Below are 23,800 nucleotides of genomic sequence, written 5' to 3'. Positions count from 1 at the left end.
CTTCTCGCCCCGTGATGCCACCGTGTTCCGGCCATCTCCGGGGCCGTCCGTGAAAGGACCCTTTGACATGCGCAGACGCAGTGTGCTGGCCGCCGCCGGGGCGGCCGCGCTGGCCGCTCCCGTGGTGGGGGCGGCTCCCGCTTGGGCTTCGGTTGGGGCCGCTGAGGCCGCTGGGGCCGCTGGGGCCGGTGCCCGCCGTCTTGAGATCCGTGGTGTGGACATCTCCTCGCTGCCGAAGAACGAGGACCACGGCGCCGTGTACCGCACCCCGGACGGCCGCCGGGCCGACCCGGTCGCCCTGCTCGCGTGGGCCGGCGTCACCCACGCCCGGCTGAAGGTCTGGGTGAACCCGGCCGACGGCTACAACAACAAGGCGCACGTCCTGCCGCTGGCCCGCCGGCTGAAGCGGGCCGGGATCGGCATCTGGGTCGACTTCCACTACTCCGACACCTGGGCCGACCCGGCGCACCAGACCAAGCCGGCCGCCTGGGCGGACCTGGACGTGACGGCTCTGACCAGGGCGGTCTACGACCACACGGCGGATGTTCTCGGCGCGCTACGGAGGCAGGGCACCCCGGCCCAGCTGGTGCAGATCGGCAACGAGCTCAACGGCGGACTGCTCTGGCCCGAGGGCAACTGGGAGCACTTCGACAACATGACCGCCTTCCTCAAGGCCGGTCTGAGCGCGGCCCGCGACACCACCCCGCGCGTCCGCACGATCCTGCACCTGGCGAACGGCGGCGACAACGGGCTGTACCGCTGGTGGTTCGACAACGTGGTGTCGTACGGCGTCGACTTCGACATCATCGGACTGTCGTACTACCCGTTCTGGCACGGGCCGATCGCGGGCGCGGCCGCCAACATGGCCGACATCACGGCGCGTTACGGCAAGCCGTGCGTGATCGCGGAGACGGCGTACCCGTTCACGCTGGAGAGCGAGGACTCCGTCAACGACATCATGAACAGCCCCTCGCAGCTGACCGAGGGCTATCCCGCGACGCCCGAGGGACAGGCCGCGTGGCTGCGCGCGGTGGCCGACCTCGCGGCGGCCGTCCCCGGCGGACAGGGGCTCGGCTACTGCTACTGGGAGGGGCTGTGGACCTACCGCGCGGGCAGCGGCTGGGACTCCACGGACCCGGCGTCCGGGAACGCGTGGGAGAACCTCGCGCTGTTCGACTTCCAGGACCGTGCGCTGCCGGGGCTGCGGACGTTGGGGCGGTATCGGGGGTAGGGCTGTAAAAGGGCGGACGGGGGGTGTCGGCGGCGCAAAGCGGGGGAGCGTGTCGGCGGCGCGGTGCGGGTGGGCGGTGCGAGGCGCCGGGGGCGCGTCGGCGGTGCGGGTGGGCCGTGCGAGGCAGGTGGGCCGGGGTGTGCATGGGGCGCAAGGTGGCTTCGTCCGGGGCGCCGCCGTCCTCGGCGGTGTAGCTGGCTCCACCCCGCATACGCCGGTCCGCTCCATCGTGGCGGCGGGCGCGGGGCGGAATCGTGGACGGCACCGGGGTCCTCCGGAACGGACCGAACCGAAAGGCCGTCATCGCCATGCGCCGTCGCCGTACCTTCACCGTCGCCACCGCCCTCACCGCCGCCGCCCTGACCGCCGTCCTCGTCACCGGCTGCGATCCCGACGACGTCGACAACTCCCTGGACTGCCTGTCGAACGCGGATACGATCTCCGACAGCCTGAAGGCCATCCACGAGGCCGGGTGGGACGCGGTGAAGGATCCCTCGCGCACGGAGGAGTCCATCGAGACGATCGACAAGAACCTCGACAAGATCAACGCCGACACGGACGACAGCAAGGTCGACAAGGCCGTCGAGGACCTGGACAAGGCGGTCAGGGACTACAACAAGTCCATCCTGAACGGCGACACGAGCCCGGACTCCAGCAGGATCGACGCGGCGGCGGACCGGCTGAAGGAGGTCTGCACATCGTGAGGGCGAGGGGCGCGTGAGGGACGAGGGCGGGGACCGGGCCGTCGGCCGGGACAGGGACGGGGGCTCGGGCCGAGGAGCCGGCGAGCGGGGCGAGGGCCGAGTGTCGGGGCGAGCCGGACAACCGGGCGAGGAGCGGGCCGGGGGCCCAGCTGAGGCGCGCGGGAAACGCGGTGAGCGGACTGAGAGCCCAGCCCAGGCGCGCGGGAAACACGGTGAGCGGGCCGAGGGGCCGGCCGGGGAACACGGGGAACGCGGTGAGCGGGCCGAGGGACCGGCCCAGGCGTGCGGGGAACGGGCCGGGGCCGGTCTGGGGACTGGTCTGTGGAGGGAGCCGGGGGCCGTGTCGGGGCGCCGGAGTTGTCGCGGAGTGAGGTGCGGGACGAGGTCCGGGACGCGCTCGTCGCCCGGGCCGAGGCCGACGGCGCGGTCGTCGGGTTCGCGTTCACCGGGTCGCAGGCGCTCGGCACGCAGGACCGCTGGTCGGACACGGATGCCGTGCTGGCCGTCCGGGGCGACCTCGCGGCGACCCTGGAACGCTGGACGCGGTGGGTCTACGACACCTTCCGCGCCCGGCACCACTGGGACCTGCCGACCGGCTCGGGCGTCGTCCGGGTCTTCCTGCTGCCGGGGTGGCTGGAACTCGACCTGACGTTCGCCCCGGAGGCGGAGTTCGGTCCCCGGGGCCCGCAGTGGCGGACGGTCTTCGGCGAACCGGCCACGCTCCCGCCCTTCGCGAGCCCTTCCGTCGAGACCCTGACCGGCCTCGTCTGGCACCACGCCCTGCACGCCACGATCTGCCTCCACCGCGACCGCGTCTGGCAGGCCGAGCACTGGATCAGCGCCCTGCGCGACCACGCGATCACCCTGGCCTGTCTCCGCCTGGGCCTGCCCACCGCCTACGCGAAGGGCGCGCACCTCCTGCCGGAGACGGTGACGTCCCGGCTGGCGGCCACCCTGGTCCGCGCACCGGAGCATGCGGAACTACGGCGCGCCCTGACCGCGGCCGTCGAGCTCGCGACGACCGAGATCGCACACACCGACCCCGAACTCGCCGCCGTCCTCCGCCCGATGTTCGAGGAACTCCTCGACCCGGACACCTGGAGCTGACGGAAACGTCGGCGGCTCGGGCCCCGCATCCGATCGGCCCACCAGGTCCGCGTCCGTCAACCGTGCGCCCCCGCAAGGTGCTTCGCCAGCCGGGGTGAGGCGAACTCCGTGCCGCACACGAACCGCATCACCGGTCCGTACGACGCCGCCGCCGGAAGTCCGGTGAAGTAGAGCCCCGGTACGGAGGAGACGTAGCCGGCGCCCAGCCTGGGCGTGCCCCGGCTCACCGCCAGTTCCGTACGGAGTTCATGGCCGAGGAAGTCCATCGCCGCGAGGTCGACGCGGTAGCCGGTCGCCGCGATGACGTGGTCCGCGGAGAGCCGGTCGGTCGCCCCCGTCGCCGTACGGACCCTGAGCACCGGCCGGCCGTCGAGCGTGGCCGCGCCCTCGATGCCGTTCACCTCGGTGACCCGCACCTGACCCTCGAAGCGCTCACGCAGCCACCACGCGCCGAGCGGCCCGAGGACGCGGCGCACCAGGTAGTGGCGGACCTGCGCGGGCAACTGCCGGTAGGGGTGCGGGTAGTAGCTGAGCGCCCACAGCGACCAGGCCCGCCCGAACGGCGATTCGGGCCGCAGCCGGGGCTGCTTCCACGGCGGCGCCCCGAAGGCCACGCTGCCGCGCCCGCGCGCCACCACCCGCACCCGCGCGCCCGCCTCCGCCGCGAGGACGGCTGTCTCCAGCGCGGACTGCCCGGCGCCCACGACGATCAGCTCCTTGCCCGCGTACCGGGTGAGGTCGTGGTGCTGGGAGCTGTGCGAGACCGGCGCGGTGGGGGCGGGCCCGTCCGGTGCGGCGGCGGCCAGCTCCGGAGGCAGGTGGGAGAGCCCCGAAAGGCCGGTCGCGACCACGACCGCCCGCGCGGTGAACGACTCCCCCGAGTCCAGCTTCAGGTCGAAGCCGGCCCCCCGCCGGTCCACCGAGACCACCCGCACCCGCTCCAGCTCGGGGACCAGCTTCTGCTGGAACCACTCGCCGTAGCCGATGAAGGTCTCCACCGGGATGATGTCCTCGTCGGTCACCAGCCGGGGTATGCCGGCCGCGTCGCAGTAGTCGACCAGGGTGTGACCCGGTTGCGGGGCGTCGAAGGTGGAGGCCGCCGGCGTCGACTTCAGGAGCATGCCGACGGGCATGTTGTCCCGCCAGCTGACCATGGGGTCGCCGAAGACCCGGACGGGTATGCCGCGGGCCCGCAGATGGGCCGCGGTCGACAGGCCGAACGGCCCGGCGCCGATGACTGCTACCGGTTGGATCACGAAGTCCCTCCCCAGGACGTCACTTCGTCACTTCGCGGTGGTGCCGATCTCCACAGGGCGGTGCCGTCGGTCATTTCACGGCACCGCCGGCGCCACGGCGGTTGGTCCGCCACAGCTGATACAGGTGCTTCGCGCCCGGCCGCACGAAGCGCGCGAGCATCGTGAGGAACGGCAGCGGGTCGTCACCCGCGAGCCAGGCCAGCTCGGTCCCGCTCGGCCGCGCGGGCGCGTGCGGTGTCGTATAGCCGCTGCGGCGGTAGGCGAGGAGAGCGGGCAGGTCGATGTTCTCCACGACATAGCGGTGGCCGGCGCGCTGTTCCCCCTCCGGGACGGCGCGCCCGGTCAGGTCCAGGTGCATGGCGCGGACCACGTCCACCCCCGACTCGCTCTCGAAGAGCCGGAACTGGGCCCCCATGCGGGGGTTGAAGTCGAGCAGCTTGTACTGACCGTCGCGCCGGTCGAAGCGCAGGTCGAGGTCGATGATGCCGGTGTAGCCGATCTGTTTGATGAAACGTGCGGCGAGGTCCGCGAGTTCCGGGTTGTCGACGACGTACGCGTTCGCCGTCATGCCCGCGTGCGGCGGCCAGGAACGCACCTTGACCCCGGTGAACATGGCCAGCGGGGTGGAGTCCCGGTCGAAGTAGGCGTGCACGATCCAGTCCTCGGCCTCCTCCCTCGGCAGGTACTCCTGGAGGATCACCCCGGGCCGCTCGCCCCAGTCACGGGCGAGGGCGAGCAGCCCTTCACGGGTGGCGATGCGGGTGGTGCCGCCCACGGCCGGCCGGGTGCGCCGTACGAACGCCTCGCGGTTCTTGGCCACCACCGGGAAGCGGGCCTTCTCGGCGAAGGCCACGATGTCGTCGTACGACTGCGGGAAGGCCGCGGACGGGCTCGCGATGCCGTGTTCCACGCACAGTTCGTGCAGCCCCTGCTTGCTGGCCAGGCGGCGGGGCAGCCCGGGCTCGACGGGCGGGAAGAGGAAGCGGCGGCTCAGTTCGAGCTGGTGCTCGGCGATCAGGACCGCGGCCTCCTCGTCGGTCGGCACCAGGACGGCCGGGCGGCCGATCCGGCGCCCGATCCGCAGCAGTCCCTCCACCAGGTATCCGGGATCCTCGGTGCCGGTCGTCGGCCAGACGAAGGCACGAGTGAGGTACCGCGAGGCCGCGGCGGGCGTGTAACGGTCCTCCGTGATCGCGTACATGGGCACGCCCAGGCGCCCCAGACTGCGGATCGCGCCCACCCCGCCGTGGTGCAGCGGGTAGTCGCCGAACTTGACGATCAGGGCCGGTACTTCGCTGTCGGCCCCGAAAGACACACTGCTGCCGCTCCTGGCCACGGGTCCCCCCACGCGTCCCCCTACGGACGCGACCCCACCCATCCCGCCCGTGTCTCGCAAAGGACGCTAAGCCGGAACGGATCCTTCCGACTATCCCTTAACGGGACATTGCTAACTCTTTAGCCGTATTGCGAACCCTTTAGACACTGCCGCGACGGGCGGCCCGGCCGTAACGTGTGGCCCGACCACGGCACGCACGGCACCCGCGAAAGTGAGGCAGCACCCCATGCCCCCCTTCGATCTGCCCGAGGGCGACCCCTTCGGCTCGCACAATCTCCCGTACGGCGTCTTCTCCCTCCTCTCCTCGGACCCGGCCGAACGGCGCGTCGGCGTCCGGCTCGGCGACCACGTCCTCGACGCCGGCGCCGCCGCCACGGCCCTCGACTCGCCCTACGCCGCCCTGCTCGCCCAGCCGTCCCTGGGCCCGCTCCTCGCCGCGGGCCGCACCGCCTGGTCGGACGTACGGCGTGCCCTCACCGCCTGGGTGACGGTCCCCGCCCACCAGGAGGCCGTCGCCCACTGCCTCCACCCCCTGTCCTCGGTGACCCTGCACCTCCCCTTCGAGGTCGCCGACTACGTCGACTTCTACGCCTCCGAGAACCACGCCCGGAACGTCGGCCGCATCTTCCGCCCCGACGCCGCCGACTCCCTGACCCCCAACTGGAAGCACCTGCCAATCGGTTACCACGGCCGCTCGGGGACGGTGGTGGTCTCGGGCACGGAGGTCGTACGGCCCTCAGGGCAACGGAAGGCTCCCGCCGACCCCGCTCCCGTCTTCGGCCCCTCCGTCCGCCTGGACATCGAGGCGGAGGTCGGCTTCGTGGTCGGCGTACCGTCCCCGATGGGGCGCCCGGTGCCGCTCGCGGACTTCGGGGAGCACGTCTTCGGGCTGTGCCTCCTCAACGACTGGTCCGCCCGCGACCTCCAGGCCTGGGAGTACGTCCCCCTCGGCCCCTTCCTCGGCAAGTCCTTCGCCACCTCGGTGTCCGCCTGGATCACCCCGCTCGACGCCCTGGAGCCGGCGCGGGTCGCACCCCCGGAGCGGACCCACCCCCTGCTGCCGTACCTGGACGACACGGCGGCCGAGCCCTGGGGCTACGACCTGCGCATCTCCGTCGCCGTCAACGGCCACGTGGTCTCGGAACCTCCCTTCTCCACCATGTACTGGACCGCCGCCCAGCAGCTCGCCCACATGACCGTCAACGGAGCCTCGCTGCGCACCGGCGACCTGTACGGCTCGGGCACGGTGAGCGGACCGACCGAGCGCGAACGCGGCTCCCTGCTGGAACTGACCTGGAACGGCCGCGACGCCCTCGAACTCCCCGACGGCAAGCGGACGTTCCTGGAGGACGGGGACGTGGTGACCCTGTCCGCGTGGGCCCCGGGACCGGACGGGGTCCGGGTGGGACTGGGCGAGGTCACCGGACGGGTGGTGGCCGGGGGCGCGTGAGGGGGTGGGCGGGCCGGGTCCATTGGGGCCCGTGTGACGGTCGAGGTCGTCCGAGCCCTGCCGTAGGCCGCCCGGCCCCGGCATACTGGCGGCGGGTGGCATGCGCGGGACGACGCACTCGCCGCCCCGCACAGCGTCACCCGGAGCCCGTCCAGGGCTCTGCCTCCCCTTGCCCTTGCTCCCACCAGGATCCGGAGCCCGTGGATGACCGTCTGCCTGCTCCTGCTGAGCGTCGTGGCCGTGACCGCCGCCGTGCCGGTCCCGCGCGCGCTGACCCGGGCCGAGTGGCCGGAGCGGGACCCGGTGGTCGGGCTGTGGGTGTGGCAGTGCCTGGTCGCGACCGTCCTGCTGTGCTGTCTGACCGCGCTGGTGCTGGGCGCGGCCGCGGTCTTCCACACCGTCCGCGACCACGTCTTCGCCCCGGCGCCCCCGGCCGTGACCGCGGCGTACGACCTCTCCGCCGCACCTGCCTGGGCCTCGGCCCTCACCCTGCTGCTGGCCGCGGGCGCCGCCTGGACGACGGCGATGCTCGGCCGTGAGCTGGTCGAGGCGCGGCGGCGCCGCGGTCTGGCCCGCGCACACCTGCGGGAGCGGGCGCCGGATCTGCCGGCCGGTCTCGGCGACGCCGTACGCGGTCCGCTGCTGGTGCTGGAGGACGAGTACCCGGACGCCTGGTGGATGCCCGGCAACCCGCCCCAGCTGATCGTCACGACCGGTGCGCTGCACCGCCTCACCGACCATCAGCTCGACGCGGTCCTCACCCACGAGCGCGGACACGCCCGCGCTCACCACGACTGGCTGCTGCACCTGTCCACCGCGCTGGCCACGGGCTTTCCGCGGGTGCCGTTGTTCGCCCACTTCTGCGACCAGACGCATCGGCTGGTGGAGCTGGCGGCGGACGACACGGCGTCCCGGCGGTGCGGGCATCTGACGACCGCGTTGGCGCTGATCGAGCTGAACCAGCATCGGGGGGTGCTGTCCTGTGCGTCGAGTCATCGGTTGCTGGGTGAACGGGTGGACCGGTTGCTGGAGCCGTCGCCTCGGCTCGGGCGGCGGCATCGGGCGTTGACCGCGGTGGTGGCTTCGCTGGTGCCGTTGCTGCCGCTGCTGATCGTTTTCGGGCCCGGGTTGTCGGTGCTGGCTTAGTCGGCCGGTTGTTCGGGTGCGGCTGGGTGGGGGCTGGTCGCGCAGTTCCCCGCGCCCCTCAGGCAAGCCCACTTGCCCCTTACCTCCCAGTCGTCCGGTGGCAGATCTCCTCCACACCTTCCAGGAACCCCAGGTCAGCGGCTCAACCGGCGGAGCCGCTGGTGGCGCAACACTCTCGCAACACTCCATTCCCTACCCCCTCGGTATGGTTCACGCCATGCCTCATCCCGACCGTTTCCGCGACCACGCCGGCCAGGGCGCGACCACCGTCGCCGCCCGGGCCCGGCGACGGCTGCGGGCGGATCAGGCACGGCAGCTCGCCGATCTGCTCCGGCACCAGGTGCTCGCCGGCGGCTTTCCGGCGGGCACGCTTCCCCACGAGTCCACTCTCGCCGCCGACTACCGAGCCTCCCGCAACACGGTCCGCCAAGCCCTGGACCTGCTGCGCGCGGAAGGCCTGGTGGACCGGCTTCCCGGGGTCGGCACGGTGGTCGTCGGCCAGAAGTACCCCCATGGCCTCGACCGCCTGATGGGCCTCGCGGAGACCCTCCGCGAGCACGGCACGGTGACCAACGAGGTCCGCACCATGGGCCCCGCTCCCGCGCCCGCCCCCGTCGCCGAGCGCCTCCACGTCCAGCCCGGCACCGACGTCCTCTTCATCGAGCGCCTGCGCCGGCTGAACGGACTCCCCCTCTCCCTCGACCTCACCTACATCCCGCTCGACATCGGCACCGCCCTGCTCGGCGCCGACCTGGAGAACACCGACGTCTTCCGGCTCCTGGAGACGATCACCGGACAGCCCCTGGGCCACGCCGGGATCACCCTGGAGGCGGTGAACGCGGACGCCCACTCCGCCGCCGTACTCGAAGCCCCGCGCGGCTCCGCCGTACTGATGCTGGAACGCCTCACGCACCTCGCCGACGGCCGCCCCGTCGACCTGGAGTTCATCCGCTTCCGCGGCGACCGCATCACCATGAGCGGCCTGCTGCGCCGGTCTCTGTGACCACCCCCCTCTCGTCCCTTCCCCCTCTCACTTCTTCATCGTTCGGCTGATCCGCTTCGGTTCACGGCCGCGCGAAAAATCTCAGGACATCTCAGGAAATCTCTGGAGACAGCCATGCCCTTGGCGCCCCAGCGGGCCGACGTGCCCGTGACCATCGACGAGTCCAAGTGCATCGACGGCTGCACGCTCTGCGTCGACATGTGCCCGCTGGACTCCCTGGCCATCGACACCAGCAGCGGCAAGGCCTACATGCACGTCGACGAGTGCTGGTACTGCGGCCCGTGCGCGGCCCGCTGTCCCACCGGAGCCGTCACGGTCAACATGCCCTATCTGCTCCGGTGAGAGGCCCCGAACTCCCATGAAAACCAAGCCAGTTGCCGCAGCCGTCCTGCTCCTGCTCCCGTTGACCGCCTGCGGCGGCAACGCGGCGGCCGGAGACGGCGGCTCCACCGTCACCGTGACCGTCGGCTACCAGTCCAAGACCATCAACACGGTCACCGCCGGCACCCTGCTGCGCTCCCTCGGCTACTTCGAGAAGCAGCTCGACGCCCTGCACGACGGCCACACCTACAAGGTCGACTGGCAGGACTACGCCACCGGCGCCCCGATCACCGCGCAGATGACCGCCGGGAAGATCGACATCGGCTCGATGGGCGACTTCCCCCTGCTCATCAACGCGGCCCGCGGCAAGCAGCTCGGCAAGCCCACCCACCTGGTCTCGGTCACCGGCTACAACCTCCGCGGCGGCCTCAACACGATCGTCACCTCCCCCGACTCGAAGCTCGCCTCGCTGCAGGACCTGCGCGGCAAGAAGGTCTCCACGAGCGTCGGCTCCGCCGCCGACGGCACCCTCGTACGAGCCCTGCAGCGCGCCGGGATCAACCCCGACAAGGGCATCGAGAAGCTCAACCAGCAGCCCGCGGTGGGCGCCTCGGCCCTCGCCGCCGGCAGCACGGACGCGCTCTCCCAGTTCGTCGCCTGGCCGGGCCTGCTCGCCTTCCAGGGCAAGGCGAAGGCCCTGTACGACGGTGCCGAGCTGAACCTCCCCACCTTCCACGGCGTCACCGCCCGCGAGGACTTCGCGAAGAAGCGCCCGGCCGTCCTGGAGGCGTTCTTGAAAGCCCAGGCCCAGGCGACGGACTACCTCAACGACCACCCCGTCGACGCCTCCGAGAAGGTCGCGAAGGCCACCGGGCTGCCCGCCGAGGTCGTCTACCTCTACAACGGCGCCCACGGCATCTCCACCTTCGACCCCGCGATCAAGCCCCAGCTGGTCTCGGCGCTCAAGGAGGACGTGTCGGTCCTGAAGTCGGCCAAGCTGACCGGCGACGTGGACGTCGACTCCTTCGTCGACGACCAGTACGTCAAGAAGGCCCTCGGCGCGGACTACGCCAAGCGACTCGCGGCGACGCCGCCTGCCGCGGCTTCGGCGAACGAGGTGTGGCCGAAGGGTTCCGAGAAGACGGTCGCCTTCAAGTCCCCCGCCGAGCTGCTGGGTTACGTGGCCGCGCACCGGGACGGCATCCGCGCCGCCTACGTCCCCGACGCCACCACCGGCACCCTCTGGTTCGCCGACAAGGCGGTCTGGGTGGCGGACGGCGACCAGCTGCTGCCGTTCGTCGCCCCGGAGACCGCGCAGGCCTACGTCGCCGCACACGGCGGTGCCCGGGTCATCACGTACGCCGACGCCCTGGAGCAGGCGTCGTGAGCCGGCCCCTGCCGAAAGCCGGCCGGTACGCGCTGAGGGTGGCCTCGCTCGCCGCCGCCCTCGGTGTGTGGCAGCTGCTGACCAGCCTCGACATCGACCTGTGGCTGCGCTTCTCGCAGTTCCCCACCGTCACCGATGTGGCCCGCACCTTCGCCGACCGGCTCTCCGGCCCGGACTACTGGACGGACCTCACCGACAGCCTCACCCGCATCCTCACCGGCTTCCTGCTGGCCGCGGTGCTCGGTGTGGCGACGGGCGTGCTCGTGGCACGCTCCCGACTCGCCGAGGACCTGCTCTGCCCGCTGCTGGAAGTGGTCCGCCCGATCCCGGCGATCGCCCTGGTCCCGGTCGCGATCCTGCTCTTCCCCTCCAACGAGCAGGGCATTGTCTTCATCACCTGCACCGCCGCGTTCTTCCCGGTCCTGGTCTCCACCCGGCACGCGGTCCGCGCGCTGACCCCCACCTGGGAAGAGGCCGTACTGACGATGGGCGGCGGCCGGTGGCGGATCCTCGCCTCGGTCGTCCTGCCGGGCGCGCTGCCCGGCATCTTCGGCGGGCTGTCCGTCGGCATCGGCGTCTCGTGGATCTGCGTGATCTCCGCCGAGATGATCTCCGGCCAGTACGGCGTCGGTTACCGCACCTGGCAGGACTACACGGTCGTCGACTACGCGGGCGTCTTCGTCGGCATGGTCACGATCGGCATCCTCGGCTGGCTCACCTCCACGGCCGTGGAGCTGTTGGGGCGCCGTCTGACGCGGTGGCTGCCGAGGACGTCGTACGACGCCGGTGGCCGGCCCAGGACGACACGGACCGCACGTCCGGCACCACCCGCGCCCGCCCCCGCTACCGGCACCGGCACCGGCACCGGCACCAAGCCCAGCTCCGAGAGCGAGGAGGCACGTGATGAGCACCTCGTCTGACATCACCGAAGCGTCTGACACCACCGGAGCAGCCGTTACGGCACCCAGGGCCACCGCCGATGCCGCTCCTGCCCCCGCCCGCGGCACCCGTCTCACCCTCACCGGTGCCGGGCTCGGCCGTCCCGGCGCGCCCGTGCTGGACGGTGTCGACCTGGATGTCGCTCCCTGCGAGATCCTCACCGTCGTCGGCTCCTCCGGGTGCGGCAAGTCGACCCTGCTGCGCACCCTGGCGGGCCTGTTGCCCCTGCTCGCGGGCGAGGTCGCCCAGGACGGCCGGCCCCTGACCGGTCCCGGTGCCGACCGCGCCCTGGTCTTCCAGGAGGACGCCCTCCTGCCCTGGCGCACCCTGCGCGCCAACGTCGAACTCCCGCTCGCCATCCAGGGCTCGCCCCGCGCGGAACGCCGGAACCAGGCCGAGGCCTGGCTCACGCGCGTGGGACTCGCCGACCACGCCCGGCAGTTGCCGCACCGCGTCTCCGGCGGACAGCGCCAGCGCGCCCAGCTCGCCCGGGCCCTCGCCGCCCGGCCCCGTGCCGTCCTCATGGACGAGCCCTTCGGCGCGCTCGACGCCCAGACCCGCGCCGGGATGCAGGACCTGCTGGTGGAGGTGCTGGCGGGCACGGGCGCCACCGTCGTCTTCGTCACCCACGACGTCGACGAGGCCCTGTTCCTCGGCGACCGCGTGGCCCTCCTCGGGAACGGCCGGCTGACCGCCGTACGCGAAGTGCCGCGTCCGCGCGACCGTTCGGCGCACGACGACCCGGCGCGGCTCGCACTGCGGCGCGAAGTCCTCACATCACTCGGTTCTTGAAAGGCCCTGTCTTGAACGGCCATGTCCTGAAAGGCACCCCGGTGGACACCCCCCTGACGATCCCCGCCCTCACCGACGCCGAGGAACTGCGCTGCGACGTGCTCGTCGTCGGCGGCGGCACCGCCGGCACCATGGCCGCCCTGACCGCCGCCGAGCACGGCGCCGACGTGATCCTCCTGGAGAAGGCGCACGTCCGGCACTCCGGTGCGCTCGCCATGGGCATGGACGGCGTCAACAACTCGGTCATCCCGGGCCGTGCCGAGCCCGACGACTACGTCGCCGAGATCACCCGCGCCAACGACGGCATCGTCGACCAGTCCACCGTCCGCCAGACCGCCACCCGCGGCTTCGGCATGGTGCAGCGGCTCGAGTCGTACGGCGTGAAGTTCGAGAAGGACGAGCACGGCGACTACGCGGTCCGCCAGGTCCACCGCTCCGGCTCCTACGTGCTGCCGATGCCGGAGGGCAAGGACGTCAAGAAGGTCCTCTACCGGCAGTTGCGGCGGCGCGAGATGCGGGAGCGGATCCGCATCGAGAACCGGGTGATGCCGGTCCGTGTGCTGACGGCCGAGGGGCGGGCCGTGGGGGCGGTCGGCTTCAACACGCGCACGGGGGCGTTCGTGACGGTCCGCGCGGGCGCGGTGATCCTGGCTACGGGCGCGTGCGGCCGACTGGGGCTGCCGGCCTCCGGATACCTGTACGGCACGTACGAGAACCCGACCAACGCGGGCGACGGGTACGCCATGGCCTACCACGCGGGCGCCGAGCTCACCGGCATCGAGTGCTTCCAGATCAACCCGCTGATCAAGGACTACAACGGCCCGGCCTGCGCCTACGTCGCCAACCCCTTCGGCGGCTACCAGGTCAACCGGCACGGCGAGCGCTTCGTCGACTCCGACTACTGGTCCGGGCAGATGATGGCGGAGTTCGCGGCCGAGGTCGCCTCCGACCGGGGGCCGGTCTACCTGAAGCTGAGCCACCTCCCCGAGGAGTCGATCTCCTCCCTGGAGTCGATCCTGCACTCGACGGAGCGGCCCACGCGAGGGACGTTCCACGAGGGCCGTGGCCACGACTACCGCACCCACGACATCGAGATGCACATCTCCGAGATCGGCCTGTGCGGCGGCCACTCGGCCTCCGGCGTACGGGTCGACGACCACGCCCGTACGACCGTCCCCCGGCTGTACGCCGCCGGTGACCTGGCCTGCGTACCGCACAACTACATGATCGGCGCGTTCGTCTTCGGCGACCTCGCGGGCGCGGACGCCTCCCAGTACTCGGCGTACGAAGGGGAGTTGCCCGCCGACCAGCTCCGCGAGGCGCACGAGCTGATCTACCGTCCGCTGCGCAACCCGGACGGCCCGCCGCAGACCCAGGTCGAGTACAAGCTGCGCCGCTTCGTGAACGATTACGTGGCCCCGCCGAAGTCGGGTGCCCGGCTGTCGCTGGCCCTGGAGCACTTCGAGCGGATGCGTGCCGACATCGCCGCGATGGGTGCCCGTACCGCGCACGAGCTGATGCGGTGCGCCGAGGTCTCCTTCATCCGCGACTGCGCGGAGATGGCCGCGCGGGCGTCCCTGGCCCGCACGGAGTCCCGCTGGGGCCTCTACCACGACCGCCTCGACCACCCTCAGCGCGACGACGCCTCCTGGTTCCACCATCTCGATCTGCACAAGTCCCCCTCCGGTGCGATGGAGTTCACGGCCCGTCCCGTGGCTCCCTATCTGGTCCCGGTCGAGGAGTTCACCCCGACCGGCGGTCCCTCCCGGCACCTGGGCGAGGTGCACCCGGAGGAGGTGGCGACGGCCGGCGCACGGGACCGGGCACCGGTGGCGGCGGGGGCCGCTGCCGTGGGGGGCCAGGTGGGCGCCGGGTCCGGTGCCGTCACGGGTGAGGCCGGGGCCGTGGCCGGGATCGGGAGCGGTGACGCCGATGACGGCCAGCCCAGTGCCGAGAGCGTCGGGCTCCTGGACCCGCACTCCCCCTCGTCCGCCTCCCAGACCTCCACCCGCCTCCTCGAACTCGTCGCCCTCGCCGAGGAGCAGCCCGAACTCGGGGCTCTCCGGCCGTACTTGACCGACCCCGTCCCCGCCGTCCGGCGCGAGGCCGTCGCCGTGCTGACCGAGGCGTTGCCGCCGGGGACGGGTCCCGCCCTGGCCGAGGCGCTGCGTGACCCCGCTGCCGAGGTCCGCGCCGCCGCGGCCGCCTCACTGCGGGAGCTCGTGGAGACGCTCCCCGCCGAACCCGCCCTGCGCGACGGTCTCGCCGCCGCCCTCTCCGAACCGGACCCCGTCGTCCGCGCCGCCTCCCTCGACGTCCTGCGCGCCCTGCGCCTCGGCGACGCCGAACTCTTCGCCGGCTCCCTGTCGGACGCCGAGATCCCCGTCCGCATCGAGGCCGTCCGCGCCCTGGTCTCCGTCGACGCGGTCACGGAACTCACCCGCGCGGCCACGGCGGACCCGTCCCGCGAGGTCCGGGTCACGATCGCCAAGTCACTGGCGACGGTGTGGGCAGGACGGACAGTGGGACATACGGCGGACGGATCGGGCCCCGCGGTCCTCACCGCCCTCTCCCACCTCGCCGAAGACCCCGACGTCCTCGTCCAGGCCGCCGCCTACGCCGCGCTGGGCACCACCGGCTGCCCTGAACCCCTGGCCCTCCGCGCGGTGACCGCTCTCGCCGGTCCCGCCTGGCAGGTCAGGTCCGGCTCCGCGACCGCGCTGTCCGCTGCCGATCCGGACGTCGCCGTCCCCGCCCTGGCCAAGGCCCTCGCTGATCCCAACGCCGACGTCCGCAAGGCCGCCGTCCTGGCCCTGACCCGCCACACGGCCACCGAGGACGCCCGCGCGGCCCTCGCCACGGCCACGACCGACTCGGACGCGGACGTCAGGGCCTACGCGAACCGGGCGCTGCAGCCGGCGACGCCATGACCCACACCGGCGTCAACCGACGCTCGCCGTGACCTACAGGGCCGTCACACGGACCGCCGATCCCCCACGGCCCGCCCGCCCCGCAGCTCCCCCCCCGGAGCCCGTCGCCTATATCCAGTCCTCGGGCTCCGGCTCCGCGTCCATCTCCGGCCAGTCGTCCTCGCCGCCCACCGCACCGACGGTCGGCGCCGCTCCCGGCGCCCCGCCCAACCCGGCCAGCACCCCGAGCACCCCCTCGCCATACGTCACGAGCTTCTTCTCGCCGACCCCGCCGACGCTCCCGAGCTGTGCCACCGAGGTCGGCCACACGGTCACGATTTCCCGAAGGGTCGCGTCGTGGAAGATGACGTACGCCGGGACGCCCTGCTCCTTCGCCTGCTCGGCCCGCCACGCCCGCAGCGCCTCGAACGCCGGCAGCAGCGACTCCGGCAACTCGGCCGCCACGGCCTTGCCCTTGCCCCGCCCGGAGCCCGAGGACCCGGAGCCGCCCGCCGACCGCGAGGTCACCGGCTTCTTCGGCTCCTTGCGCAGCGGCACCTCCCGCTCCCGCCGCAGCACCGCCCCGCTCGCCTCGGTCAGCACCAGCGTGCCGTACTCACCCTCGACCGCGAGCAGTCCCTGCGCCAGCAACTGCCGGACGACACCCCGCCATTCACCCTCGGCTAGTTCCTCGCCGATGCCGAACACGGACAGCTGGTCGTGGTCGAACTGGATGACCTTGGCGGTGCGCTTGCCCAGCAGGATGTCGATGATCTGCACCGCGCCGAACTTCTGTCCGCGCTCCCGCTGGAGCCGCACCACCGTCGACAGCACCTTCTGCGCCGCGACGGTGCCGTCCCAGGTCTCCGGCGGGATCAGGCAGGTGTCGCAGTTGCCGCAGCCCGCCGGGTCGGGGTCCTGGCCGAAGTAGACCAGGAGCTGGCCCCGCCGGCACTGGGCCGTCTCGCACAGCGCCAGCATCGAGTCCAGGTGGGAGGCGGCGCGGCGCCGGAACGCCTCGTCACCCTCGCCGGACTGGATCAGCTTGCGCTGCTGTATGACGTCGTTGAGGCCGTAGGCCATCCAGGCCGTGGACGCGAGGCCGTCCCGGCCCGCGCGGCCGGTCTCCTGGTAGTAGCCCTCGACCGACTTGGGCAGGTCGACATGGGCCACGAAACGGACGTCCGGCTTGTCGATGCCCATGCCGAAGGCGATGGTCGCCACGACGACCAGGCCGTCCTCGCGCAGGAACCTGGACTGGTGGGCCGCGCGGGTGCCCGCGTCCAGGCCGGCGTGGTACGGGACCGCCTCGATGCCGTTGCGCGAGAGGAACTCGGCCGTCGCCTCCACCGACTTGCGCGAGAGGCAGTACACGATGCCCGCGTCGCCCGCGTGCTCCTCGCGCAGGAAGCTCAGCAGCTGCTTCTTGGGGTCGGCCTTCGGCACGATCCGGTACTGGATGTTGGGCCGGTCGAAGCTCGCCACGAAGTGCCGGGCGTTCGGCATGTTCAGCCGCTGGGTGATCTCCTGGTGCGTCGCGTGCGTGGCCGTCGCCGTGAGCGCGATCCTCGGCACGTCCGGCCAGCGCTCGCCGAGCAGGGAGAGCGCCAGGTAGTCGGGCCGGAAGTCGTGGCCCCACTGGGAGACGCAGTGCGCCTCGTCGATGGCGAAGGCGGCGATCTTCCCGCGCGAGAGCAGGTCGAGCGTGGAGTCGAGCCGCAGCCGCTCCGGGGCGAGGTACAGCAGGTCCAGCTCCCCGGAGAGGAACTCGGCCTCCACGACCCGGCGCTCGTCGAAGTCCTGCGTGGAGTTCATGAACCCGGCGCGCACGCCGAGCGCCCTGAGCGCGTCCACCTGGTCCTGCATCAGCGCGATGAGCGGTGACACGACGATGCCCGTACCGGGTCTGACCAGGGACGGGATCTGGTAGCACAGCGACTTGCCGCCGCCGGTCGGCATGAGGACCACGGCGTCCCCGCCGGCCACCACATGCTCGATGATCTCTTCCTGCTCGCCGCGGAAGGCCTCGTATCCGAAGACCCGGTGCAGCGTGGCCAGTGCCTCGCTGTCGGTCGCGCCCGGTGTCCCGGTGGTCCCTGGCATCTCGCTGATCCCGCCCATCCCGCCCATAGTCCCGTCCCCCGTACGTCGTCCCTCGACCACTGCCTCCACGATAGGGGCCCGGACTGACACCGTCGGAGTTATCCACAGGCCGGGCCCGGTGACGTTCCGTGATCATTCGATCGGACCCTGTCACATGGCGCACCCGTTCGAGCCGGGCACATGCTGCTCGGGCGGGCCGGCGAGGTCCGCCCCCTGCCCACACGGGGCACCCGAGCGCGCCTCGTCTCCCCGCCCGAACTCCCAGCGCCCCAAGGAGAACCACCATGGCCCCTCGCCCCCTGAAGGCAGTCCTCACCGTCGCGGCGGCAGCGGCCTTCTCACTGACCGCCGTCCCCGCGCAGGCGGCGCCCACGGACCCCGACCCGGCCGCCTGGGCCCAGCTGACCACGACGTACACCGCGACCGGCAAGTACGGCTACGCGCCGCTCGCCGTCGCCGACGGCTTCAAGCCCACCCCCTGCGTGCCCGGGATGGGCTACCACTACGTCAACCCGGCCAACGTCGGCCAGACCGACCCCGCGAAACCCGCCGCCCTCCTCTACGTGGACGGGCCGCACGGGCGCAAGCTCGTCGCCGTCGAGTGGGTCGTCCAGGCCAAGGACGGCGTGGCCAGACCGACGATGTTCGGCGAGGACTTCCAGGGCCCGGACACCCTGCCCGACCCCCTGGGGCCCAGCTACACGCTGCATGCCTGGATCTACAAGACCAACCCCAGCGGCCTCTTCAACCCCACGAACCCCGACGTGACGTGCGGTCCCGCGGCGCCCACCAGCACGCCTCCGCAGCCCGAGTGGCTCGCCGACATCGACTGGACCGACCTGGTCACCTGAGCGCATGCGAAGAGCCCCGGCCCCCTCGTGGAGGGAACCGGGGCCCTGTCGTCCGCTCAGCGCACGAACACTCCCGCCTGGTTGGCCAGGTCCAGGAAGTACTGCGGCGCCACACCGAGCACCAGGGTGACCGCCACACCGACCGCGATCGCCGTCATGGTGAGCGGCGACGGCACGGCCACGGTCGGTCCCTCCGGGCGCGGCTCGCTGAAGAACATCAGCACGATCACCCGGATGTAGAAGAACGCGGCGATCGCCGAAGAGATCACACCGACCACGACGAGCGGGGCGGCCCCGCCCTCCGCCGCCGCCTTGAAGACGGCGAACTTCCCGGCGAAGCCGCTGGTCAGCGGGATGCCCGCGAAGGCCAGCAGGAACACCGCGAACACGGCGGCCACCAAGGGTGAACGGCGGCCCAGCCCCGCCCACTTGGACAGGTGCGTGGCCTCGCCGCCGGCGTCACGGACGAGCGTGACCACCGCGAACGCGCCGATCGTCACGAACGAGTACGCGGCCAGGTAGAAGAGGACCGACGAGACGCCGTCCGGCGTGGTCGCGATGACACCCGCGAGGATGAATCCGGCGTGCGCGATCGACGAGTACGCCAGCAGCCGCTTGATGTCGGTCTGGGTGATCGCGACGATCGCACCGCCCAGCATGGTGACGATCGCGACGCCCCACATGACCGGCCGCCAGTCCCAGCGCAGGCCCGGCAGCACGACGTAGAGGATCCTGAGGAGCGCGCCGAACGCGGCCACCTTGGTCGCCGCCGCCATGAAGCCGGTGACGGGGGTCGGCGCGCCCTGGTAGACGTCCGGCGTCCACATGTGGAACGGCACCGCGCCGACCTTGAACAGCAGGCCCATGACGATCATCGCGGCGCCGATCAGCAGCAGCGCGTCGTTGCCCATGGTGTCCGCGAGGGCCGGATCCACGGTGGTGACGGTCCCGTCGACGACCTGCGCGATCGTGCCGTACGACATCGAGCCCGAGTAGCCGTACAGCAGCGCGATGCCGAACAGGGTGAACGCGGAGGCGAACGCCCCGAGCAGGAAGTACTTGACCGCGGCCTCCTGCGACAGGAGCCGCTTGCGGCGGGCCAGGGCGCACAGCAGGTACAGCGGGAGCGAGAAGACCTCCAGGGCCACGAACAGCGTCAGCAGGTCGTTGGCCGCGGGGAAGATCAGCATGCCGGCGACGGCGAAGAGCAGCAGCGGGAACACCTCGGTGGTGGTGAACCCGGCCTTCACGGCCGCCTTCTCGCTGTCGCTGCCCGGCACGGAGGCGGCCTGCGCGGCGAACGAGTCGGCCCTGTTGCCGTGCGTCTCGGGGTCGAGGCGGCGCTCGGCGAAGGTGAACAGGCCGACCAGGCCCGCCAGCAGGATCGTGCCCTGCAGGAACAGGGCCGGTCCGTCGACGGCGATGGCGCCCATCGCCGCGATGCCCGCGCGGGTGGTGGCGTACCCGTCGGCGGCGAGCGCCACGACCGCGGCGAAGGCCGCGACGAGCGCCACCACGGACACGAACAACTGGGCGTAGTAGCGGGCCTTGCGGGGCACGAAGGCCTCGACCAGCACCCCGACGAGCGCCGCGCCGACGACGATCAGGGTGGGCGACAATTGCCCGTATTCGATCTTCGGCGCGTCGATCTTGGAGATCGGGTCGGCCGCGGTTGTCCACAGGCTGTGGACGACTGTCGCCGTCACTTGGCCGCCTCCGTCTCGGGCTTGGGATCCTTCTTGTGTACGTCGGACATGGTCGACTTCACCGCCGGGTTGACGATGTCGGTGACCGGCTTCGGGTAGACGCCCAGGAAGATCAGCAGGACGACCAATGGGGCGACCACCGCGAGCTCGCGCAGGCGCAGGTCGGGCATCGCGGAGACCTCCGGCTTCACCGGGCCCGTCATCGTCCGCTGGTAGAGGACGAGGGTGTAGAGCGCGGCGAGCACGATGCCGAAGGTGGCGATGATGCCGATCACCGGGTAGCGCGCGAAGGTGCCGACCAGGACCAGGAACTCACTGACGAAGGGCGCGAGCCCGGGCAGCGAGAGGGTCGCGAGGCCGCCGATCAGGAAGGTGCCGGCGAGCACCGGGGCGACCTTCTGGACACCGCCGTAGTCGGCGATGAGCCGCGAGCCGCGCCGCGAGATCAGGAAGCCGGCCACCAGCATCAGCGCGGCCGTCGAGATCCCGTGGTTGACCATGTAGAGCGTCGCGCCGGACTGGCCCTGGCTGGTCATCGCGAAGATGCCCATGATGATGAAGCCGAAGTGCGAGATCGACGCGTACGCCACCAGCCGCTTGATGTCCCTTTGTCCTACGGCGAGCAGCGCCCCGTAGATGATGCTGATCACCGCGAGGACGAGGATCACGGGGGTGGCCCACTTCGAGGCCTCCGGGAAGAGCTGGAGGCAGAAGCGGAGCATCGCGAAGGTGCCCACCTTGTCGACGACCGCCGTGATGAGCACGGCGACCGGGGCGGTGGACTCCTGCATGGCGTTGGGCAGCCAGGTGTGCAGCGGCCACAGGGGCGCCTTCACCGCGAAGGCGAAGAAGAACCCGAGGAACAGCCAGCGTTCGGTGTTGGTCGCCATGTCGAGCGAGCCGTTGGCGCGCGCCTGGGCGATCTCCTGGAGGCTGAAGTTCCCGGCGACCACGTAGAGGCCGATGACCGCGGCCAGCATGATCAGACCGCCGACCAGGTTGTAGAGCAGGAACTTCACGGCGGCGTACGAGCGTTGGGCCGCCGCCTTCTCGTCGGAGCCGGCGTGGGCCCGGTCCCCGAAGCCGCCGATGAGGAAGTACATCGGGATCAGCATGGCTTCGAAGAAGATGTAGAAGAGGAAGACGTCGGTGGCCTCGAAGGAGATGATCACCATCGCCTCGACGCCCAGGATCAGGGCGAAGAAGCCCTGCGTCGGCCGCCACCGCTTGCTGCCGGTCTCCAATGGGTCGGCGTCGTGCCAGCCCGCGAGGATGATGAACGGGATCAGCAGGGCGGTCAGCGCGATGAGCGCCACCGCGATGCCGTCCACGCCCAGTTCGTAGCGGACTCCGAAGTCCTTGATCCAGGAGTGGGATTCGGTGAGTTGGTAGCGGTCGCCGTCCGGGTCGAAGCGGACCAGGACCGCGATCGCCAGGGCCAGGGTGCCGAGCGAGACGAGCAGGGCGAGCGACTTGGCGGCGTTGCGCCGGGCGGCCGGGACGGCGGCCGTGGCGACCGCCCCGATCGCCGGGAGCGCCGCCGTCGCTGTCAGCAGAGGAAAGGACATCGGTATCAGACCGCCCTCATCAGCAGGGTCGCGGCGACGAGGATGGCCGCACCGCCGAACATCGAGACCGCGTACGACCGCGCGTAGCCGTTCTGCAGCTTGCGCATCCGCCCGGAGAGGCCGCCGACCGAGGCCGCCGTGCCGTTGACGACGCCGTCGACCAGGGTGTGGTCGACGTAGACCAGGGACCGCGTGAGGTGCTCGCCGCCGCGGACCAGGACCACGTGGTTGAAGTCGTCCTGGAGCAGGTCGCGCCGGGCGGCCCGGGTGAGCAGCGAGCCGCGCGGGGCGACGACCGGCACCGGGCGACGGCCGTACTGGAGCCAGGCGATCGCGACACCTAGGACCATCACGGTGACCGTGGCCGCGGTGACCGTCGTCGCGCTGATCGGCGCGTGGCCGTGGTCGTGCCCGGTGATGGGCTCCAGCCAGTTGAGGAACCGGTCACCGATGCTGAACAGGCCGCCCGCGAAGACCGATCCGAAGGCCAGCACGATCATCGGGATCGTCATGGACTTGGGCGACTCGTGCGGGTGCGGCTCGGCGTGTTCGCCGTGGGTCTCCGCGGCCGGTTCCACGCTCGGCTCGGCCGGGGACGGCGTCTCGGCACGACGCCACCGCTCCTCGCCGAAGAACGTCATCAGCATCACGCGCGTCATGTAGAAGGCGGTGATGGCCGCGCCCAGCAGGGCGCAGGCGCCGAGGATCCAGCCCTCGGTGCCGCCCTTGGCGAAGGCCGCCTCGATGATCTTGTCCTTGGAGAAGAAGCCGGACAGGCCCGGGAAGCCGATGATGGCGAGGTAACCGAGGCCGAAGGTGGCGAAGGTGACCGGCATGTACTTCCTGAGGCCGCCGTACTTCCGCATGTCGACCTCGTCGTTCATGCCGTGCATGACCGAACCGGCGCCGAGGAAGAGCCCGGCCTTGAAGAAGCCGTGCGTCACCAGGTGCATGATCGCGAAGACGTAGCCAATGGGGCCGAGTCCGGCGGCGAGCACCATGTAGCCGATCTGCGACATGGTCGAGCCGGCGAGCGCCTTCTTGATGTCGTCCTTCGCGCAACCGACGATCGCACCGAACAGGAGCGTGACCGCACCGACGACGGTGACGACGAGCTGGGCGTCCGGGGCGAGGTTGAAGATGTTGGCGGAGCGGACGATCAGGTAGACGCCCGCGGTCACCATGGTCGCGGCGTGGATGAGCGCCGAGACCGGGGTCGGGCCCTCCATCGCGTCCCCGAGCCAGGACTGCAGCGGCACCTGGGCGGACTTGCCGCAGGCGGCGAGCAGCAGCATCAGGGCGATGCCGGTGAGGGTCGCCTCGGAGGCGCCGGTGACGAGCCCGGGCTTCTCATGGCTGCCGAGGACCGGGCCGAAGGCGAAGGTGCCGAACGTCGTGAACATCAGCATGATCGCGATCGACAGGCCCATGTCGCCGACGCGGTTGACCAGGAAGGCCTTCTTCGCCGCGGTGGCCGCGCTGGGCTTGTGCTGCCAGAAGCCGATCAGCAGGTAGGAGGCGAGACCGACGCCCTCCCAGCCGACGTACAGCAGCAGGTAGTTGTCAGCGAGGACGAGCAGGAGCATCGCCGCGAGGAACAGGTTCAGATAGCCGAAGAAGCGGCGACGGCGCTCGTCGTGCTCCATGTACCCGATGGAGTACAGGTGGATGAGCGAGCCGACGCCGGTGATCAGCAGGACGAACGTCATCGACAGCTGGTCGAGGCGGAAGGCGACGTCCGCCTGGAAGCCCTCGACCGGCACCCAGCTGAACAGGTGCTGGGTGAGCGTGCGGTGTTCGGCGTCCTTGCCGAGCAGGTCGGCGAAGAGGATGGCGCCGAACACGAAGGAGGTGCCGGCGAGGATGGTGCCGATCCAGTGGCCGACGGCGTCCAGCCGTCGGCCGCCGGTCAGCAGGACCGCCGCTCCGAGCAGGGGCGCCGCGATGAGCAGCGCGATCAGGTTCTCAGCGTTAGTCACGGTTCAGCGACC

The 23,800-nt window shown here is 71.5% G+C and carries 18 protein-coding genes; 12 read left to right on the top strand and 6 right to left on the bottom strand.

The features are described 5' to 3' along the window. The first annotated feature begins 67 nt into the window (after positions 1–67). The 3 genes from ABZ896_RS11160 to ABZ896_RS11150 all read left to right on the top strand — a co-directional run bounded on the left by ABZ896_RS11160 (position 68) and on the right by ABZ896_RS11150 (position 3,042). Complete coding sequence (locus tag ABZ896_RS11160) at positions 68–1,231, top strand: arabinogalactan endo-1,4-beta-galactosidase (RefSeq protein WP_360925451.1); 1,164 nt, start codon at positions 68–70, stop codon at positions 1,229–1,231. 308 nt (positions 1,232–1,539) lie between these two features. Continuing rightward, on the top strand, positions 1,540–1,935 hold the full coding sequence (locus tag ABZ896_RS11155) for a hypothetical protein (RefSeq protein WP_360925448.1): 396 nt from the start codon (positions 1,540–1,542) through the stop codon (positions 1,933–1,935). Positions 1,936–2,307: 372 nt separating this feature from the next. Next, positions 2,308–3,042, top strand: a complete 735-nt coding sequence (locus ABZ896_RS11150) for a hypothetical protein (RefSeq protein WP_360925445.1) — start codon at positions 2,308–2,310, stop codon at positions 3,040–3,042. Positions 3,043–3,098: 56 nt separating this feature from the next. Here the strand turns inward: ABZ896_RS11150 and ABZ896_RS11145 are convergent, their stop codons facing one another. Together ABZ896_RS11145 and ABZ896_RS11140 are read right to left on the bottom strand one after the other, a co-directional pair. Further along, complete coding sequence (locus tag ABZ896_RS11145; protein ID WP_360925442.1) at positions 3,099–4,298, bottom strand: NAD(P)-binding domain-containing protein; 1,200 nt, start codon at positions 4,296–4,298, stop codon at positions 3,099–3,101. 70 nt (positions 4,299–4,368) lie between these two features. After that, a complete protein-coding gene (locus ABZ896_RS11140; protein ID WP_360925439.1) occupies positions 4,369–5,613 on the bottom strand; it encodes an ATP-grasp domain-containing protein in 1,245 nt (414 codons plus the stop codon). A gap of 247 nt (positions 5,614–5,860) precedes the next feature. On the opposite strand from ABZ896_RS11140, the gene fahA reads away from it, so the two are divergent. The 8 genes from fahA (at position 5,861) to ABZ896_RS11100 (ending at position 15,602) form a co-directional block, all read left to right on the top strand. Next, positions 5,861–7,084: a fumarylacetoacetase gene (gene fahA, locus ABZ896_RS11135; protein ID WP_360925436.1), complete on the top strand. Its 1,224-nt coding sequence runs from the start codon at positions 5,861–5,863 to the stop codon at positions 7,082–7,084. A 204-nt stretch (positions 7,085–7,288) separates the two neighbouring features. Beyond that, complete coding sequence (locus ABZ896_RS11130; RefSeq protein ID WP_360925433.1) at positions 7,289–8,230, top strand: M56 family metallopeptidase; 942 nt, start codon at positions 7,289–7,291, stop codon at positions 8,228–8,230. A 217-nt stretch (positions 8,231–8,447) separates the two neighbouring features. Further along, a complete protein-coding gene (locus ABZ896_RS11125) occupies positions 8,448–9,233 on the top strand; it encodes a GntR family transcriptional regulator (protein ID WP_360925430.1) in 786 nt (261 codons plus the stop codon). 114 nt (positions 9,234–9,347) lie between these two features. After that, positions 9,348–9,575, top strand: coding sequence for a ferredoxin family protein (locus ABZ896_RS11120; RefSeq protein WP_018568287.1), 228 nt, complete (start codon positions 9,348–9,350; stop codon positions 9,573–9,575). Positions 9,576–9,591: 16 nt separating this feature from the next. Next, positions 9,592–10,941, top strand: a complete 1,350-nt coding sequence (locus tag ABZ896_RS11115; RefSeq protein ID WP_360925427.1) for an ABC transporter substrate-binding protein — start codon at positions 9,592–9,594, stop codon at positions 10,939–10,941. Continuing rightward, a complete protein-coding gene (locus ABZ896_RS11110) occupies positions 10,938–11,861 on the top strand; it encodes an ABC transporter permease (protein ID WP_360925424.1) in 924 nt (307 codons plus the stop codon). The genes ABZ896_RS11115 and ABZ896_RS11110 overlap by 4 nt, the downstream gene beginning before the upstream one ends. Further along, positions 11,845–12,672 (top strand): ABC transporter ATP-binding protein, encoded by an 828-nt coding sequence (locus tag ABZ896_RS11105; RefSeq protein ID WP_360925421.1) that lies wholly within the window; start codon positions 11,845–11,847, stop codon positions 12,670–12,672. Before ABZ896_RS11110 ends, ABZ896_RS11105 begins: the two co-directional genes overlap by 17 nt. Positions 12,673–12,713: 41 nt before the next feature. Next, positions 12,714–15,602 carry a fumarate reductase/succinate dehydrogenase flavoprotein subunit gene (locus ABZ896_RS11100; RefSeq protein ID WP_360925418.1) on the top strand — a complete coding sequence of 963 codons (2,889 nt, stop codon included), beginning with the start codon at positions 12,714–12,716 and terminating at the stop codon, positions 15,600–15,602. Positions 15,603–15,710: 108 nt separating this feature from the next. On the opposite strand, the gene recQ is transcribed toward ABZ896_RS11100, so the two are convergent. Next, complete coding sequence (gene recQ, locus ABZ896_RS11095) at positions 15,711–17,684, bottom strand: DNA helicase RecQ (RefSeq protein WP_360925415.1); 1,974 nt, start codon at positions 17,682–17,684, stop codon at positions 15,711–15,713. Between the two features lie 284 nt (positions 17,685–17,968). Between recQ and ABZ896_RS11090 the strand changes: the two genes are divergently transcribed. Then, positions 17,969–18,535, top strand: coding sequence for a hypothetical protein (locus ABZ896_RS11090; RefSeq protein ID WP_360925412.1), 567 nt, complete (start codon positions 17,969–17,971; stop codon positions 18,533–18,535). Between the two features lie 56 nt (positions 18,536–18,591). Here ABZ896_RS11090 and nuoN read toward each other — a convergent pair whose 3' ends face one another. Genes nuoN through nuoL form a run of 3 tightly spaced genes read right to left on the bottom strand, consistent with a single transcriptional unit; the run spans position 18,592 to position 23,788 of the window. Then, the gene (gene nuoN, locus ABZ896_RS11085) at positions 18,592–20,241 is read right to left on the bottom strand and encodes an NADH-quinone oxidoreductase subunit NuoN (protein ID WP_360925409.1); all 1,650 of its coding nucleotides are present in this window, start codon (positions 20,239–20,241) and stop codon (positions 18,592–18,594) included. Then, positions 20,238–21,809 carry an NADH-quinone oxidoreductase subunit M gene (locus ABZ896_RS11080; RefSeq protein ID WP_360925406.1) on the bottom strand — a complete coding sequence of 524 codons (1,572 nt, stop codon included), beginning with the start codon at positions 21,807–21,809 and terminating at the stop codon, positions 20,238–20,240. The genes nuoN and ABZ896_RS11080 overlap by 4 nt, the downstream gene beginning before the upstream one ends. A gap of 5 nt (positions 21,810–21,814) precedes the next feature. Next, positions 21,815–23,788 carry an NADH-quinone oxidoreductase subunit L gene (gene nuoL / locus ABZ896_RS11075; protein ID WP_360925403.1) on the bottom strand — a complete coding sequence of 658 codons (1,974 nt, stop codon included), beginning with the start codon at positions 23,786–23,788 and terminating at the stop codon, positions 21,815–21,817. Positions 23,789–23,800: the final 12 nt, after the last annotated feature.

The organism is Streptomyces sp. NPDC047072 (assembly GCF_040643855.1).
In the GTDB taxonomy this organism is placed as follows: Bacteria; Actinomycetota; Actinomycetes; order Streptomycetales; family Streptomycetaceae; genus Streptomyces.
Note: the sequence above shows the minus strand (reverse complement) of the source record. Positions and strands in the feature narration are given on the sequence as shown.

What these genes read in the sequence shown, in the direction of transcription:
- ABZ896_RS11115 (WP_360925427.1), top strand. Translation starts at nt 9,592, where the DNA reads ATGAAAACCAAGCCAGTTGCCGCAGCCGTCCTGCTCCTGCTCCCGTTG.
- ABZ896_RS11130 (WP_360925433.1), top strand. Translation starts at nt 7,289, where the DNA reads ATGACCGTCTGCCTGCTCCTGCTGAGCGTCGTGGCCGTGACCGCCGCC.
- ABZ896_RS11080 (WP_360925406.1), bottom strand. Translation starts at nt 21,809, where the DNA reads ATGTCCTTTCCTCTGCTGACAGCGACGGCGGCGCTCCCGGCGATCGGG.
- ABZ896_RS11155 (WP_360925448.1), top strand. Translation starts at nt 1,540, where the DNA reads ATGCGCCGTCGCCGTACCTTCACCGTCGCCACCGCCCTCACCGCCGCC.
- fahA (WP_360925436.1), top strand. Translation starts at nt 5,861, where the DNA reads ATGCCCCCCTTCGATCTGCCCGAGGGCGACCCCTTCGGCTCGCACAAT.
- ABZ896_RS11125 (WP_360925430.1), top strand. Translation starts at nt 8,448, where the DNA reads ATGCCTCATCCCGACCGTTTCCGCGACCACGCCGGCCAGGGCGCGACC.
- ABZ896_RS11090 (WP_360925412.1), top strand. Translation starts at nt 17,969, where the DNA reads ATGGCCCCTCGCCCCCTGAAGGCAGTCCTCACCGTCGCGGCGGCAGCG.
- ABZ896_RS11120 (WP_018568287.1), top strand. Translation starts at nt 9,348, where the DNA reads ATGCCCTTGGCGCCCCAGCGGGCCGACGTGCCCGTGACCATCGACGAG.
- recQ (WP_360925415.1), bottom strand. Translation starts at nt 17,684, where the DNA reads ATGCCAGGGACCACCGGGACACCGGGCGCGACCGACAGCGAGGCACTG.
- ABZ896_RS11160 (WP_360925451.1), top strand. Translation starts at nt 68, where the DNA reads ATGCGCAGACGCAGTGTGCTGGCCGCCGCCGGGGCGGCCGCGCTGGCC.
- ABZ896_RS11105 (WP_360925421.1), top strand. Translation starts at nt 11,845, where the DNA reads ATGAGCACCTCGTCTGACATCACCGAAGCGTCTGACACCACCGGAGCA.